This is a genomic window from Ferrovibrio sp. GW821-FHT12F09, assembly GCF_058806775.1.
In genome coordinates this window covers 20,294-35,007 of sequence record NZ_JBXAPZ010000003.1, presented here as the reverse complement: position 1 = coordinate 35,007, position 14,714 = coordinate 20,294, and the positions used below count along the sequence as shown (strand labels likewise).

Genomic DNA, 14,714 nt, shown 5'->3' with positions numbered 1-14,714 from the left:
GATGGCCCTTTCCAATCCGAGTCTCTCCAGTCCCGGCATGGCCTTCGTGGCCGGCCGCGTTTTGCTGCCATTCGCCTGCGGCTATTTCATGTCCTACCTGTTCCGCAGCGTGAATGCCGTGATCGCGCCGAACCTGCAGCGCGACCTTGGGATCGGCGCCGCCGATCTCGGCACGCTGACGGCGGCCTATTTCGTCACCTTCTCCCTCTTCCAGCTGCCGCTCGGCATCCTGCTCGACCGCTTCGGCCCGCGCCGGGTGCAGGCCTGCCTGCTGCTCTCGGCCGCGCTGGGCGCCGTGGTCTTCGCGGTCGGCAGCGGGCTGACGCATCTCGTCATCGGTCGCGCCCTGGTGGGTCTCGGCGTCGCCGGCGGCCTGATGTCGGCCATGAAGGCGATCGCCCTGTGGCTGCCCAAGGACCGCTGGGCGCTGGCCAATGGCGTGTTCATGACCGCCGGCGGCCTCGGCGCGCTGGCCGCCACCCTGCCAGTCGAACTGGCGCTCGAGCATTATCACTGGACGGTGCTGTTCTGGGGCCTGGCGGTGATGACCGTCTTCGCCTCGGCCGCCATCTTCTTTGTGGTCCCCGAACGTGAACGCACCAGCCCGGTTGCGACCAGCAGCCTTGGCACCCAGCTGCGCGAATGCGGCCAGTTCCTGGCCGACCGCCGGTTCTGGCGCATCGCTCCGGTCTCGATGATGGGCATGGCCAGCGGCATGTCGATCCAGGGCCTGTGGGCCGCCCCCTATCTGCGCGATGTCGGCGGGCTGGACCGCGCCGCCACGGCGCAGGTGCTGTTCGTGGTGGCCGCGGCGCTCACCGCCGGCTTCACGCTGACCGGCATCGCCGCCGACCGGCTGCAGCGGCGCGGCATTCCGCTGGGCCGCACCATGGTCTGGGGCGTGGCACTTTATGCCGTGGTGCTGCTGGTCTTGTGCGCCGGCTGGTCACCGACCAATCCGCTGCTGTGGATCGCCTTCGGGATTCTGAGCAACACCACGGCGCTCGCCTATCCGATCCTGAGCGGGCAGTTCACCCTGGAACAGGCCGGCCGGGTCAACACCCTGCTCAATGGCGTGGTGTTCGGTTTCACCTTCTTCGCCCAGGCCGGCATGGGCTGGCTGATCGGCCTATGGCCGCGCGGCGCCAACGGCAATTACCCGACCGAGGCCTATCAGTGGACCTTCGGCCTGGCGCTGGGCCTGCTGCTGCTGGCGCTGGGCTGGTACCTGCTGCCGCGGCGGACCGAAGAACGGCCCGCCGGCTGAACCGCCTTACGGCTTGACCGGAGGCCGGCCGACCGAGTGATAGGTGAAGCCGGCCTGCTGCATCTCCGTGGGCTTGTAGACGTTGCGCAGGTCGACCAGCAGCGGCTGCTTCAGCAGGGTCTTCATCCGGACCAGGTCCAGGGCGCGGAACTGGTTCCACTCGGTAATCAGCACCAGCCCATCGGCGCCGGTCGCCACGTCATAGGCGTCCTGGCACCAGGTGATGTCCTTCAGCAGCTTCTGCGCCTCATGCATGCCTTCGGGATCGAAGGCGCGGATGGTGGCGCCGGCGGACTGCAGCGCCGGAACGATATCCAGGCTCGGGCTGTCGCGCATGTCGTCGGTCTCGGGCTTGAAGGTCAGGCCCAGTACGCCGATGGTCTTGCCCTTCACGCTGCCGCCGCAGGCCGCGATCACCTTGTCGGCCATGCGGCTTTTGCGCTTGTCGTTGACATCGATCACCGTCTCGATGATGCGCAGCGGCGCGGCATACTTGCGGGCGGTGGCGGCCAGCGCGTTGGTATCCTTCGGGAAGCACGACCCGCCATAGCCTGGACCGGCATGCAGGAACTTGCCGCCGATGCGGCCGTCCAGGCCAATGCCGCGCGCCACGTCCTGGACGTTCACATTCACCTTCTCGCAGAGATCGGCGATCTCGTTGATGAAGGTGATCTTGGTCGCCAGGAAGGCATTGGCGGCGTATTTGATCAGCTCGGCGGTTTCCAGCGCGGTGAACTGGATCGGCGTCTCGTTGATATAGAGCGGCCGGTACAGGGCGCGCAGCAGCTCCCGCGCCCGGTCGCTCTCGGCGCCGCAGACCACGCGGTCGGGCCGCATGAAGTCTTCGATGGCCGCGCCCTCGCGCAGGAATTCCGGATTGGACGCCACTTCGAATTCGGCATCGGGCCGCGTTTCGCGGATGATGCGCTCGACCTCGCGACCGGTGCCGACCGGCACGGTCGACTTGGTCACCACCAGCGTATAATGGGTCAGCGATTCCGCGATTTCCCTGGCGGCGGCGTAGACATAGGACAGGTCGGCCTCGCCATCGCCGCGCCGCGACGGCGTGCCCACCGCGATGAACACCGCATCGGCATTGGCCACCGCGGTCTTGATATCCTGGGTGAAGGACAGCCGGCCGGCCTTGGCATTGCGGGCGACCAGATCGTCCAGGCCCGGCTCGAAGATCGGGCTTTCGCCACGCAGCAGGCTGGCAATGCGGTCGGGGTTCTTGTCGACGCAGGTGACGGTATGGCCGAACTCGGAGAAACAGGTCCCCGACACCAGGCCGACATAGCCGGTGCCGATCATCGCTACACGCATAGTCTGTTCCCCCGGCTCAGCCGTCGATTAAAGCGTTTTGTAACCCTGCAGGATTTCGGTGACATCCTTGCGCATGTCCGGACGGTCGAGCGCGAAGGCGATATTGGCATGCAGGAAGCCGATCTTGTCGCCGCAGTCATAGCGCGTGCCGCTGAAGCGCAGGCCGTGGAACGGCACCTCGCCGATCATGCGGGCCAGCGCGTCGGTCAGCTGGATCTCGCCGCCGGCGCCACGCTGCACCTTGTCGAGATGATCGAAGACCTGGGGCTGCACGATATAGCGACCGATCACGGCGGTGCGGCTGGGGGCCTTGTCCGGGCTCGGCTTTTCCACCAGGCCCTTCACTTCCACCAGCTTGTCGGCATCCTTGCCCGGCGAAATCACGCCGTAGCGCTTGGTGTGCTCATGCGGCACATCCATGGCGGCGATCATGTTGCCGCCGACCTTGTTATAGGCCTCGACCATCTCGGCCAGGCAGCCGCGCTTCGACAGGATCAGATCGTCGGCCAGCAGCACCGCGAAGGGCTCGTCGCCGACCAGAGACTTGGCGCAGCGCACTGCATGGCCCAGGCCCATCGGTTCCATCTGCCGGGTGTAGGACACCGCGCCCGCCTTGGGCATCCAGCTGTTGATCAGGTCGAGCAGCTCGGTCTTGCTGCGCTCCTTCAGCGTGTCTTCCAGTTCGTAGGAACGGTCGAAATGATCCTCGATCGCCTGCTTGCCGCGGCCGGTGACGAAGATGAATTCCTCAATGCCGGCGGCCTGCGCCTCTTCCACGGCATACTGGATCAGCGGCTTGTCGACCACCGGCAGCATTTCCTTCGGCATCGCCTTGGTGGCGGGCAGAAAACGGGTGCCAAGGCCACCGACAGGAAACACGGCTTTACGGATCGGACGGATCATGGGTGCAGGACTTTCTTCTTGGTTGGCGGTCGGTTCGGACCGGACGATTCGAACAGGGCCTACGGCGCGGTTTTACGATGCCCTCGCATGGCACGCAACGGGGCCGCTGCCCGCCCGGCCCCCCTTTCCTGCCCGGGTAATGGGGCGGAAATACGGCTCCTGCAGAGGGGCCATGCCGGGGCCCGCCGCCTTCCCCGGACGGCCCCGACCACCTATCATAAGGACTCACCCGATCAGGAAACGTTACGGAGAAGGCCCGTGTCCGCCGCGCCCGACCTTGACCAGCAGCCCGCGCCCGTCCTGCGCGACCAGCCCGCCGCCGGCATTGTCCGCCTGACCCTCAACCGCCCGCAGGCCTATAACAGCCTGTCGACCGGCCTGATGGCCGCCCTGCAGGCCGAACTGGACGCCATCAAGGCCGACCGCAGTGTCAAAGCTGTGATCCTGGCCGCCAGCGGCCCGGGCTTCTGCGCCGGACACGACCTGAAGGAAGTCCGCGCCAACCCCGGCCGTCGGCAGTATGAAGCCCTGTTCCGCCAGTGCTCGATGCTGATGCAGTCGATCGTCGCCCTGCCCCAGCCGGTGATCGCCCAGGTGCATGGCGTGGCCTCGGCCGCCGGCTGCCAGCTGGTGGCGAGCTGCGACCTGGCGGTGGCCGCCGACAGCGCCCGCTTCGCCACACCCGGCGTCAATATCGGGCTGTTCTGTTCCACGCCGATGGTGGCGCTGTCGCGCAACGTCTCGCGCAAGCATGCCATGGAGATGCTGCTGACCGGCGACCTGCTGCCGGCCGCCCGCGCCGCCGAGATCGGCCTGGTCAACCGCGTGGTGCCGGAAGCCGATTTGGTTGAAAGCGCCCTCGCATTGGCCACACAGATCGCCGCCAAGTCGCCGCTGACGGTGAAGATCGGCAAGGAGGCCTTCTACCGCCAGCTCGAGATGCCGCTGGCCCAGGCCTATGACTATGCCAGCCAGGTGATGACCCAGAACATGCTGGCCCGCGATGCCGAGGAAGGCATCGATGCCTTTATCGAAAAGCGCGACCCGAAATGGGAGGGTCGCTGAGGATGAGTGCCGTTTTGGAAAAGATCGATCACGACCATTACGACGACGAGTATATCCGCCGCATCCTGCGCAAGGTGAATGTCATCGCCATGGTGGGGGCCAGCGCCAACTGGAACCGGCCGTCCTTCTTTGCGATGAAATACCTGCAGCAGAAGGGCTACCGCGTCATCCCGGTGAATCCGCGCGAGGCCGGCAAGGATATCCTGGGCGAGAAGGTCTATGCCGCCCTGACCGAGATTCCGGTGAAGGTCGACATGGTCGACTGCTTCCGCAATTCCGACGCCATCCCGCCGATTGCCGACGAGGCTATTCAAATCGGCGCCAAGGTGCTGTGGCTGCAGCTTGGCGTCCGCAATGACGCGGCGGCAGAGACGGCCGAAGCGGCCGGCCTGGCGGTGGTGATGAACCGCTGCCCCAAGATCGAATACGGACGCCTGAGCCAGGAAATCGGCTGGATGGGTGTGAACACCCGCGTCATCAATTCCAAGCGCAATCGCCGGATTTAAATATTATGGCTGATACCAAGAAGACTGCCAACAACCGCGCGGCGGACAACACCTCGCCCTATGGCTTCGACACGTTGCAGGTCCATGCCGGCACCGCACCCGACCCGACCACCGGTGCGCGTTCGACGCCGATCTTCCAGACCACGGCTTTTGTCTTCGAGGATGCCGACCAGGCGGCCTCGCTGTTCAACCTGCAGAGCTTCGGCAACATCTACACCCGCCTGACCAACCCGACCACGGCGGTGCTGGAGCAGAAGGTCGCTGCCTTAGAGAACGGCCGCGCCGCCACCGCGGTGGCCACCGGCCATGCCTCGCAGCTCGTCGCCTTCCATATGCTGATGAATCCGGGCGACCATATCGTCGCCTCCAGCAAGCTCTATGGCGGTTCGATCACCCAGCTCGGCGTCAGCTTCCAGCGTTTCGACTGGCACACCACCTTCGTCGATCCCGACGACCTCGCCGGCTTCGAGGCAGCGATCACGCCCAGAACCAAGGCGATCTATGCCGAGAGCCTGTCCAATCCGGGCGGCGTGATTGCCGATATCGCGGCGCTGGCCGAGATCGCGCATCGCAACGGTCTTCCGCTGATCATCGACAACACCATGGCCTCGCCCTATCTGTGCCGCCCGATCGAGCATGGCGCCGATATCGTGCTGCATTCGGCCACCAAGTTCCTCGGCGGCCATGGCAACTCGATGGGCGGCGTGATTGTCGATTCCGGCAAGTTCGACTGGGGCCAGAACGACAAGTTCCCCCATCTCTCCAAGCCCTCGCCGGCTTATCACGGCCTCACCTTCTGGGAGACCTTCGGCGACATGGCCTTTGCCGTCGCCTGCCGCGTGATCTCGCTCCGCGACCTCGGGCCCGCCATCTCGCCCTTCAATGCCTTCATGATCCTGACCGGCATGGAGACGCTGTCGCTCCGCATGCGCAAGCATTGCGACAATGCACTGGCCGTGGCCGAGTTTCTGTCCAAGCATCCGAAGGTCGCCTGGGTGTCTTACGCCGGCCTGAAGGGCGACAAGTATTATAAATTGGCTCAGGCCTACATGCCCAAGGGCGCCGGCTCGGTCTTCACCTTCGGCCTCAAGGGCGGCTATGCAGCCGGCCTGAAATTCGTCGATACCGTGCAGATCTTCTCGCATCTGGCCAATGTGGGCGATACGCGCAGCCTGGTGATCCACCCGGCCTCGACCACGCACCGCCAGCTTTCGCCCGAGCAGCGCGCTGCGGCCGGTTCCGGCGACGACGTGATCCGGCTGTCCATCGGCATCGAGGATGTGGCCGACCTGATCAAGGACCTCGATAAGGCCCTGAACGCGGTGTGACCTACTCGGCCGCCTGCATGACAGGCGCCGCCGCTTCGGTCTTCTCGCGCGGCAGCAGCAGCGCGAAGATGCCCGCACCGGCAGCGGCGGCGGCCAGCAGCAGGAACAGCGCATCCAGCGTGCCGGTGACGCGGTAGATCACCGGGATCACCGCCACGCCGAGCGACGAGACGCCCAGCGTCAGCACGAACTTGGCGCCAAACGCCCGGCCACGCCATTGCGGCGGCGTGTATTTCGCCAGCAGCGAATTCTCGGCTGCCTGCCCCGCCACATTGAGGCTGACCATCAGCGCCGCCACCGGCACCAGCGCCGGGTGGATCAGCAGCATGGCGCCAAGGATCACCGGAATCTGCAGCCACTGAACGGCGGCGTAGACACTGCGCAGCGCGTAGCGGTCGGCCAGCTCGCCGCCGACGATCTGCGACAGCGCCGAGGCGGTGTAGACAATCGTGACCATGCCGCCGATGCCGAGCATGCTGTCGTTGAACAGCCCTGAGAGCCGCGTGTCGAACACCTTGGGCAGCGCAAACGCCGTGGCCTGGAAGATCAGCCCGGTGCAGAGCATGGTGGCCGACATCACCCAGAAGACGCGCCAGATGTCGCTCTTGCCCGGCGGCGCACTCGGCACCAGATCGTCGCCGCGATCCAGCAGCAGGTTCGACTGCCGCGCCCAGACAAAGAAGATGCCGACGATCAGGCAGAGGATGCCAGGAATGATGAAGGCGGCACGCCAGCCATAGAGATCGGCGAGCAGGCCGGCGACGATGGCGGCGGCGGCCGTGCCGACCGAACCGAAGACGCCGTTGATGCCGAGCGCGCGGCCGCGGTTGACGGCATTGCGCACCAGCCACGGGATGCCGACCGGATGATAGATCGCGGCGAACAGCCCGATACCGGCCAGTCCCAGGCCGATGGTCAGCGGGCTGTCGGCAAAGCCGGTGAGGATCGAAAAGGCGCCGACGCCGAGGAAGAACAGCGCCATCATCCCGGACGCGCTCCACTTGTCGCCCAGCCAGCCGGCGGGCAGTGCTACGGCGCCGAACAGCACGCTCATCGGGATCGAGAGCGCGAACAGCGCGTCATAGCCCAGGCCCCATTCGCGCTCGAGCACCAGCACCACGGTGGCGTAGAGCAGCGTGAACAGATGGGAAAAGGTATGGGCGACGCTGGAGAAGGTCAGCGTCAGGAAACCGGAATAACGGGACATAACGACTCTCCTGGGGATACCGGGAAGACTACGCCCCCGGCCCGCTCAGGCAAGCCCGAAAATGTACCGCAACAATCAGGAGCCGGCCTTCACCAGCACCGGCTTGTCGCGATAAACCGCCGGGAAGAAGCGCTTCAGCTCAGCAATCTTGGGCAGGTCGTTGATGGCGATATAGGGCTGGTTCGGATGCAGGGTCATGTAGTCCTGGTGATAGTCCTCGGCCGGGTAGAAAGCCCGGTCCGGCTCGATGGTGGTCACCACCGGCCTGTCGAAGGCCTTCGCCTGGTTGAGCTGGGCGATATAGGCCCGGGCCACGGTCGCCTGTTCCGTATCCTGCGGGAAGATGGTCGAGCGGTAGTGCGGACCGATATCGGGTCCCTGGCGGTTGAGCTGGGTCGGATTATGGGCGACGGAGAAGTAGATCTGCAGCAACCGGCCGTAAGAGATCTTGCGCGGATCGTAGGTCACCTGCACCGCCTCGGCATGGGCGGTGACGCCGGCGCTGACCTTCTTGTAGTCGGCCGAAGCCTGGTCGCCGCCGGCATAGCCCGAGACGGCGCTGGTGACGCCCTCCACATGCTGGAACACGCCCTGCACGCCCCAGAAGCAGCCGCCGGCAAAGACCGCGACAGCCGAGGGTGCCGCCGGCATGGCCACATCGGTCACAGGCGCAGGGATGGCGCGTCCGGCTTCGAAGGCCAGCACCGGTCCGGTCGCCAGCAGCAGGGCTGCAGTGAAACAGGCGGCAGTGAAACGCGCGATGGTGGTCAATCTGAACATGGCGGGCTCCGGTGATGGCGCGACAGAGATGTAATCTGCACCTGCGGCTTTGGAAGGCCGCATCACGAAACTGTGGTCAGGCCTTCCTGGTCTCAGCCAACAGCCAGGCGATGTAATCCGGGTTGCCGCCCTGCCCGACGTCCAGCGGCAGGATGCAGGGCACGCTGTAGCTGCCGGCGGCCTTGACTGCGGCGCTCGCGGCCTCCACCAGGTCCGGACGGGTCTTAAAGATGATCACCGCTTCCTCGCCGCGCTCCAGCTTGCCCTGCCACCAGTAAACCGAGCGCATGCCGGGAATGATGTTGGCGCAGGCGGCCAGCCGCTGCGAGACCACGGCCTCGGCGATCACCTCGGCCTCGTCGAGGCTGGGCGCCGTGCAGTAGAGCAGGACGATCTCTGTCATGGGTCAGTCATAGCTGCCGAGCGCGCGGTCATGCCACAGCGCCACGGCGACGGTCAGCACGGCGACGGCGCCAGCCTGGTGCAGGGTGCCGAGCGCCACCGGCACATGCTGCAACAACGTGGCGATGCCGAGGCCGACCTGCAGCAGCACGATGCCGAGCAGGCCATGACGCAGGCCGGTGGGCGCCCGGCCTTTCAGCAGCACCGAAGTCGCCAGCGCCAGCACGAAGACGGTATAGGCCAGCATGCGATGCTGGAACTGTACGGTCATCGCATTCTCGAAAAAGTTGATCCACCAGGGCTCGGCGATCAACAGGCCATCGGGAATGAAGGCCCCGTCCATCAGCGGCCAGGTGTTATGCGCCAGACCGGCATTCATGCCGGCGACCAGACCGCCGGACAGCACCTGCAGGAACACCACGATGGTGAGCAGCGCGGCGATGCCGCCGCCCTTCGCCGACACCATGCGATGGTGACGTACCAGCGACAGCGCGCCCCAGAGCAGATAGGCATAGATCAGGAAGGCCAGGCCGAGATGGGCGGTGAGCCGGTAGTGGCTGACATCGGGATGGTCGACCAGGCCGCTGGCGACCATGAACCAGCCGAGCGCGCCCTGGCTGCCGCCGAGCACGAACATCAGCAGCAGATGCGGCTTCATGCCGGCGGGAATGCGGCCGCCGATCCAGAACAGGATCATCGGAATGGCAAAGGCGACACCGATCAGGCGGCCGAGCAGACGATGGATGTATTCCAGCCAGAAGATGCCTTTGAAACCCTCCAGCGTCATCCCGATATTCACTTTCTGATATTCGGGGAACTGCTTGTACTTCTCGAACTCCGCGGCCCAGGCGGTCTCCGACAGCGGCGGCAGCCAGCCGGTGATCGGTTTCCATTCCACCATGGAGAGACCAGACTCGGTCAGGCGCGTCAGGCCGCCGATGACGACCATCAGCGCCACCAGGCCGGCGACGGCAAACAGCCACAGCGCCACGGCGCGGGCATCCTGCTGCCGCCGCTCGCTCACCATTGCCGTAATCGTCGTCGCCATGTCGTGTCCCTCGATCGATCCGGTCCAGAACAAAGACCGGGACCCCGGCCGGGTCAAGGCCGGAGGATACGCGCCATTGTCGCAGTCTACCGCTTCTTCCGCGCCCGCAGATCGATAATCCCCGGCCGCTGGCGCGGATCCTCGCCGGCCTGAAAAATCTGCGTCTTCTGCACCTTCTGGGTGCCGGTGGTGGGCAGGCTGTCGACGAACAGCACCCAGCCCGGCGCCTTGAAATAGGCCAGCCGCTCGAAGCACCAGGCGAACAGCGCCTCGGCCAGCGCGGCATCGCCCGCCTGCCCCGCCCCCTCTCTAGGCTTCATGGGCACGATGCAGGCCATCACTTCCTCTTCGCGGATCTCGTCGGGCGCCGCCAGCACCGCCACCTGCGCCACGTCCGGATGCGCCTGCAGGCAGGCCTCGATCTCGGCGGCGGCGATATTCTCGCCCGAGCGGCGAATGATGTTCTTCTTGCGGTCGACGAAATACAGCATGCCGTCTTCGGCCTGCCGCACCACGTCGCCGGTATGGAACCAGCCGCCCCTCCAGGCCTCTTCGGTGGCTGCGTCATTCTTCAGGTAGCCCGCGAAGAAACCATATCGTGGCGTGGCGGCCGAATGGCGCACCAGCAACTCGCCCTCCTGCCCGCGCGGCAGCTCGGCGCCATCATCGCCGGCCACCATCGCCTGCAGGCCGGGCAGCGGCCGGCCGAAGGCGCGCGTGTCGGTCTGGCGCGGCTCGATGCAATCGCAGAAGACGCGGCCGGTCTCTGTCATGCCCCAGACCTCGCAGAGCGGAAAGCCGAAGCGATCCTCAAACGGCTTGTGCAACTGCGGCTCGACGCCGGCGCCGAAACCGAAGCGCGCGCGATGCTGCTTTTCTTCCGCGCTGATCGGCTGGTTGAGCAAGAGCGGCGGTACAACGCCGAGGTAGTGGATGATGGTCGCCCCGGTCTGCACGACCTCCGGCCACCAGCGGGTCGGGCTGAAGCGCTCGGTGAGGATCAGGCAGTGCGCACCGAGGATGGCACAGGCCACCGTGATGGCACCGTGATTCATGTGGAACAGCGGCAGCGGATTGTAGAAGCGCTCCTGCGCCGGTCGCATCACCATGCGGCCGCCCAGCCGGGCATACCAGTCGCCAGCATTCAGCGTGTAGAAGTTGGTCAGCACGCAGCCCTTGGGCCGGCCGGTGGTGCCCGAGGTATAGAGCAGCGCATATTCGGTATCGTGATCCGGGAGGCCGGCGCGCGGCTTCGTCTGCGGCGACGGAATGCCGGCCGGCATGTCCAGTCCGTTCAGCACCGGCAGCGGCTTGGCGGTCCGCTGCTTCGCCACAGCCTCCAGATCGGCGATACGGTCCGGCAGCACGATGGCGAGGTCGGCTTCGGAATGCTCCAGCAGATAGAGCATCTCATCATGGCGGTAGTCGGGGTTGACCGGCACGATGCCGCAGCCGAGCCCGTTCAGCGCGAGGTAATGGAAAAAGAATTCCGGCCGCATATCCAGCAGCAGGGCGACGCGATGGCCGATGCCATAGCCCGCCGCGGCATAACGATCCTTCAGCGCATCGACGATGGCCAGCACCGTGCCGTAGCTCAGCTCCAGTCCTTCAGCCAGTCCGGCCAGTGCCGGCACGCAGAGGAAACTGCTCTGCGCATGCGTCTGCGCGCTCTGCCTAAAGGCCGCGTAGACCGAGGGCGGCAGCCCTTCTCCCTGCATGAACGGTTTCCTCCGGATTTTTTGTCATTCTTCTAGCGCAGGACCAGGACGGCAAGCATCACGGCGCCGATGACGATACGGTAATACGCAAAAGGCACGAAGCCGTAGCGGTTGATGAAGGCGATCACGCTGCGCACCACCAGCACGGCGCAGAGGAAGGCCGTGACGAATCCGACCGCGATCAGGCCGGCGCCATCCAGCGTCAGGCTCTGCCAGTTCTTGAACAGGTCGTAGGCCGTGGCCGCCACCATGGTGGGCACCGCCAGGAAGAACGAGAATTCCGCCGCCGCCGCGCGCTGCACACCCAGCAGGCGCGCGCCCATGATGGTGGCGCCCGAACGCGACACACCGGGGATCATCGCCAGGCATTGCAGGAAGCCGATCTTCAGGCTGAGCCGGAACTTGAAGTCATCAACGCTCTGCACCTCGCCTTTGCCGGTGAATCGTTCGATCACCAGGATCAGCAGCCCGCCGACGATCAGCGCCACTGACACGACCCAAGGATTGAACAACACACTCTTGATGAAGCCATGGGCGAAGAAGCCGATCACCAGCGCCGGCAGGAAGCCGAACAGCACATTGACGGTGAAGCGGTTGGCTTTGTCGTCGCGGCCCAGGCCCGACAGCGTGCCCCAGAGCCTCGGCCAGTAGACCACGCAGATGGCGAGGATGGCGCCGAGCTGGATGGCGATCTCGAACACCTTGCCCGGCGGGCCCTCGAAGCCCAGCAGATCGACCAGCAGGATCAGGTGGCCGGTGGAGGAGACCGGGATGAATTCGGTCAGGCCTTCAACGATGCCAAGGAAGGCGGCCTGCAAATAATCGATCAGCATTTATTGAAATCCTTGGGAAATTCGCTGGCAAACCTGCCAACTCGCGCCAGATTTGACCAAAGTGAGCCAAACCGGACCAGCGCAACGCCATCTTTGGCCATCTCGTGCCATCTGAGACCAAACCGAGCCATCCTGGGCCGTCCTGTTTCTCCGAGACACAAGGCAAATGCATACGATGTCATGCAGCCGGGTTCCCGGATTTCTGGCACAGGACAGCTTAGAACAAATATAGTACATTTTGCCGGAATCGGCAAGATGCCCCCTATCTGACAGCCAGAAACCGGCGCCGTGAAGGGGTGGCCCGCGGCTGAAACAAAATGCCGCATCAAGCGTTTATGAGGACGTTACTTTGCAAAGGAGTTTCTCATGCGCGGCCTTTTACTCTGGTTCATTGGCATTCCGATCCCGATCATCATTCTGCTCTATCTGTTTGGCGTTCTCTGAACGCTGCCGTGAATTAAACGTCAAAAGGCCGGGTCCCCGCGACCCGGCCTTTTTTGATTCCGCCCCGCCCGGCATGATGGGCCAAGCCGACTCTGCCGGGTGGACAAGGACGGAGCGGCAACTGGGGGTAAAATATGCAGCCATCCCTGCGCCGGCTGATCCTGGCCGGTCTGATCGCAGCGGTATCTGCGCCAGCCGCGGCGCAGAATTTCGTCGAGGGCCAGCATTACTGGTTCGAGCCGGCGGTGTTTCCGGGCAAGACCATCCCGGCAGCTCATCCCTACGGTCCCGGCAAGGCCAAAGGCGTGGTGGTCTGGAACGACGGTTACTCGCCGGACAAGATCGCGCCCGAGAAAGTGCCGCCGGTGATGCAGGTCTTTGCCGAAGCCGGCTGGGACGTCTTTAACCTGCGCCGTCATTCCCTGATCGGGCTGGGCCGCGGCGGCACCGGGGCCACCGACCTGACCGCCAGCGTCATCCTGATGGGCATCGACAAACTGAAGGCCCGCGGCTACGACAAAATCATCCTGAGCGGCCAGTCTCGCGGCGCCTATGCCAGCATCCAGGCCGGCAGTTACGGCGCCGAGATTTCCGGCATCCTGCCGCTCTCGCCGGCCGGCTTCGGCGACTACACGCGCGGCGGCGACTGGGTGAACAATGACCTCGCCATCCGCACGATGTGGGAGAAATACGCCGGCAAGCCGATCCGCGTCTCCGCCGGTTTTTTCAGCGGCGACGACTGGTTCGAGACCAAGCAGCCCGGTATCCGCGGGCCCTATGCGAGCAAGAAGCTGGCCGAGCTGGGCGTCACCAACTTCATCGTCAGCGAACCGCCCTATGCCGGCATGAGCGGCCATGGCGGCGGCGGCAGCTGGCAGTTCGCCCGCCGCTATGGTCCCTGCCTGATCCGCTTTTTCGAGGGCGCACAGGCACCGGGCTGCAGCGACGGCGATCCGGCAACACCCGCAACCTTCAACATCGCGCCGCCGGCCATTCCGCCATCGGACGGCAGCGGGTTCACCGGCCAGTGGCAGGGCACGATTGCCACCGGCCGCTTTGCCGTACTGACCGTCCCGCCGCTCAGCCAGGGCCGTGTCGACGCGCCCTACCAGATCGGCGCAGCGGTGAATGGTGACAAGGCGTCCAACACGACCTGGAAGCTGGTACAGCGTGACAGCCGGCTAGTGGCCGAGATCGGAAAATTCGAATTCCGCATCCATCCGCCGGCGGATGACCGGCTGCGCATCACCTCGATCAACCACGGCGCCGAGAAGCCCGAGGAAATCGAGTTCGCCGCGCTGGTGCGCGTGACGAAGCGCTAGCCGCGCCGGCGCCCCACCACCGGCGGCGCTTTCGAAACGCCGTCGAAGGCATCGTTGAACTTGCGCAAGAGGCGCAGGAACTCGGCCGCTTCCTGTTTGGTGAAGGGCGCCAGCAGGGTTTCGCGCACACGGTTCGCATCCGCCATGCAGGCCTGCACCAGCTTCTTCCCGGCCGGCGTCAGCGTCAGCGCGAATTTGCGGCGGTCCTGCGCATTGGCGGTCTTGGCGATCAGTTTCCGTTTCACCAGCAGTTCGACCACCAGCGCGGTGGTCGACCGGTCAAACCCTAAGCTGCGGGCCAGGTCGATCTGGCTGATCGGGCCCCAGCGCAGCACCACCGACAGCGCGCCGAACTGCGGCGGCGTCAGGTCATGGGGTTTGAGATACTGCAAAAAAGTCGAAACCGAATTCTGGTGCGCCCGGCGGATCTGGAATCCGGGGCGGTCGTAGATTTCGGGCACCGGATGCCCGGTCGGTTCGGCTTCTGCGCGTTTCGGTCTGGCCATGATTCATCCCTGCCCTGCCGACATAGCATATTTTCCCGAATTGACACATACAGCGACCCGAC

At 65.1% G+C, this 14,714-nt stretch carries 14 protein-coding genes; 5 read left to right on the top strand and 9 right to left on the bottom strand.

Going from position 1 to position 14,714, the window contains the following annotated elements:
* The first annotated feature begins 1 nt into the window (after position 1).
* Complete coding sequence (locus tag AC1ROB_RS20415; protein ID WP_492973254.1) at positions 2 to 1,267, top strand: MFS transporter; 1,266 nt, start codon at positions 2 to 4, stop codon at positions 1,265 to 1,267.
* Between the two features lie 6 nt (positions 1,268 to 1,273).
* Here AC1ROB_RS20415 and AC1ROB_RS20410 read toward each other — a convergent pair whose 3' ends face one another.
* Both AC1ROB_RS20410 and galU read right to left on the bottom strand, forming a co-directional pair.
* Entirely contained in the window at positions 1,274 to 2,590 is a 1,317-nt protein-coding gene (locus tag AC1ROB_RS20410) for a UDP-glucose dehydrogenase family protein (RefSeq protein WP_492973255.1), read from the bottom strand.
* A 27-nt stretch (positions 2,591 to 2,617) separates the two neighbouring features.
* On the bottom strand, positions 2,618 to 3,493 hold the full coding sequence (gene galU, locus AC1ROB_RS20405; RefSeq protein ID WP_492973256.1) for a UTP--glucose-1-phosphate uridylyltransferase GalU: 876 nt from the start codon (positions 3,491 to 3,493) through the stop codon (positions 2,618 to 2,620).
* A gap of 258 nt (positions 3,494 to 3,751) precedes the next feature.
* On the opposite strand from galU, the gene AC1ROB_RS20400 reads away from it, so the two are divergent.
* From AC1ROB_RS20400 to AC1ROB_RS20390, 3 genes are read left to right on the top strand one after another with little or no spacing between them, the layout of a single operon-like run.
* Positions 3,752 to 4,558, top strand: coding sequence for an enoyl-CoA hydratase (locus AC1ROB_RS20400; protein WP_492973257.1), 807 nt, complete (start codon positions 3,752 to 3,754; stop codon positions 4,556 to 4,558).
* 2 nt (positions 4,559 to 4,560) lie between these two features.
* Positions 4,561 to 5,064 carry a CoA-binding protein gene (locus AC1ROB_RS20395; protein WP_492973258.1) on the top strand — a complete coding sequence of 168 codons (504 nt, stop codon included), beginning with the start codon at positions 4,561 to 4,563 and terminating at the stop codon, positions 5,062 to 5,064.
* Between the two features lie 5 nt (positions 5,065 to 5,069).
* Positions 5,070 to 6,392, top strand: a complete 1,323-nt coding sequence (locus AC1ROB_RS20390) for an O-acetylhomoserine aminocarboxypropyltransferase (RefSeq protein ID WP_492973259.1) — start codon at positions 5,070 to 5,072, stop codon at positions 6,390 to 6,392.
* 1 nt (position 6,393) lies between these two features.
* Here AC1ROB_RS20390 and AC1ROB_RS20385 read toward each other — a convergent pair whose 3' ends face one another.
* The 6 genes from AC1ROB_RS20385 to AC1ROB_RS20360 form a co-directional block, all read right to left on the bottom strand.
* Complete coding sequence (locus AC1ROB_RS20385) at positions 6,394 to 7,599, bottom strand: MFS transporter (protein ID WP_492973260.1); 1,206 nt, start codon at positions 7,597 to 7,599, stop codon at positions 6,394 to 6,396.
* Positions 7,600 to 7,674: 75 nt separating this feature from the next.
* On the bottom strand, positions 7,675 to 8,379 hold the full coding sequence (msrA, locus tag AC1ROB_RS20380; protein ID WP_492973261.1) for a peptide-methionine (S)-S-oxide reductase MsrA: 705 nt from the start codon (positions 8,377 to 8,379) through the stop codon (positions 7,675 to 7,677).
* Between the two features lie 76 nt (positions 8,380 to 8,455).
* Positions 8,456 to 8,782 (bottom strand): divalent-cation tolerance protein CutA, encoded by a 327-nt coding sequence (gene cutA / locus AC1ROB_RS20375; RefSeq protein ID WP_492973262.1) that lies wholly within the window; start codon positions 8,780 to 8,782, stop codon positions 8,456 to 8,458.
* Between the two features lie 3 nt (positions 8,783 to 8,785).
* The gene (locus AC1ROB_RS20370; protein WP_492973263.1) at positions 8,786 to 9,829 is read right to left on the bottom strand and encodes a COX15/CtaA family protein; all 1,044 of its coding nucleotides are present in this window, start codon (positions 9,827 to 9,829) and stop codon (positions 8,786 to 8,788) included.
* A gap of 86 nt (positions 9,830 to 9,915) precedes the next feature.
* Positions 9,916 to 11,547 carry an AMP-binding protein gene (locus AC1ROB_RS20365; RefSeq protein ID WP_492973264.1) on the bottom strand — a complete coding sequence of 544 codons (1,632 nt, stop codon included), beginning with the start codon at positions 11,545 to 11,547 and terminating at the stop codon, positions 9,916 to 9,918.
* A 32-nt stretch (positions 11,548 to 11,579) separates the two neighbouring features.
* Positions 11,580 to 12,380 (bottom strand): undecaprenyl-diphosphate phosphatase, encoded by an 801-nt coding sequence (locus AC1ROB_RS20360; protein WP_492973265.1) that lies wholly within the window; start codon positions 12,378 to 12,380, stop codon positions 11,580 to 11,582.
* 578 nt (positions 12,381 to 12,958) lie between these two features.
* Here AC1ROB_RS20360 and AC1ROB_RS20355 point away from each other — a divergent pair.
* The gene (locus tag AC1ROB_RS20355) at positions 12,959 to 14,146 is read left to right on the top strand and encodes a hypothetical protein (RefSeq protein WP_492973266.1); all 1,188 of its coding nucleotides are present in this window, start codon (positions 12,959 to 12,961) and stop codon (positions 14,144 to 14,146) included.
* Here the strand turns inward: AC1ROB_RS20355 and AC1ROB_RS20350 are convergent.
* Positions 14,143 to 14,652: a MarR family winged helix-turn-helix transcriptional regulator gene (locus AC1ROB_RS20350; protein WP_492973267.1), complete on the bottom strand. Its 510-nt coding sequence runs from the start codon at positions 14,650 to 14,652 to the stop codon at positions 14,143 to 14,145. The two genes, AC1ROB_RS20355 and AC1ROB_RS20350, sit on opposite strands and share 4 nt — an antisense overlap.
* Between the last annotated feature and the right edge of the window lie 62 nt (positions 14,653 to 14,714).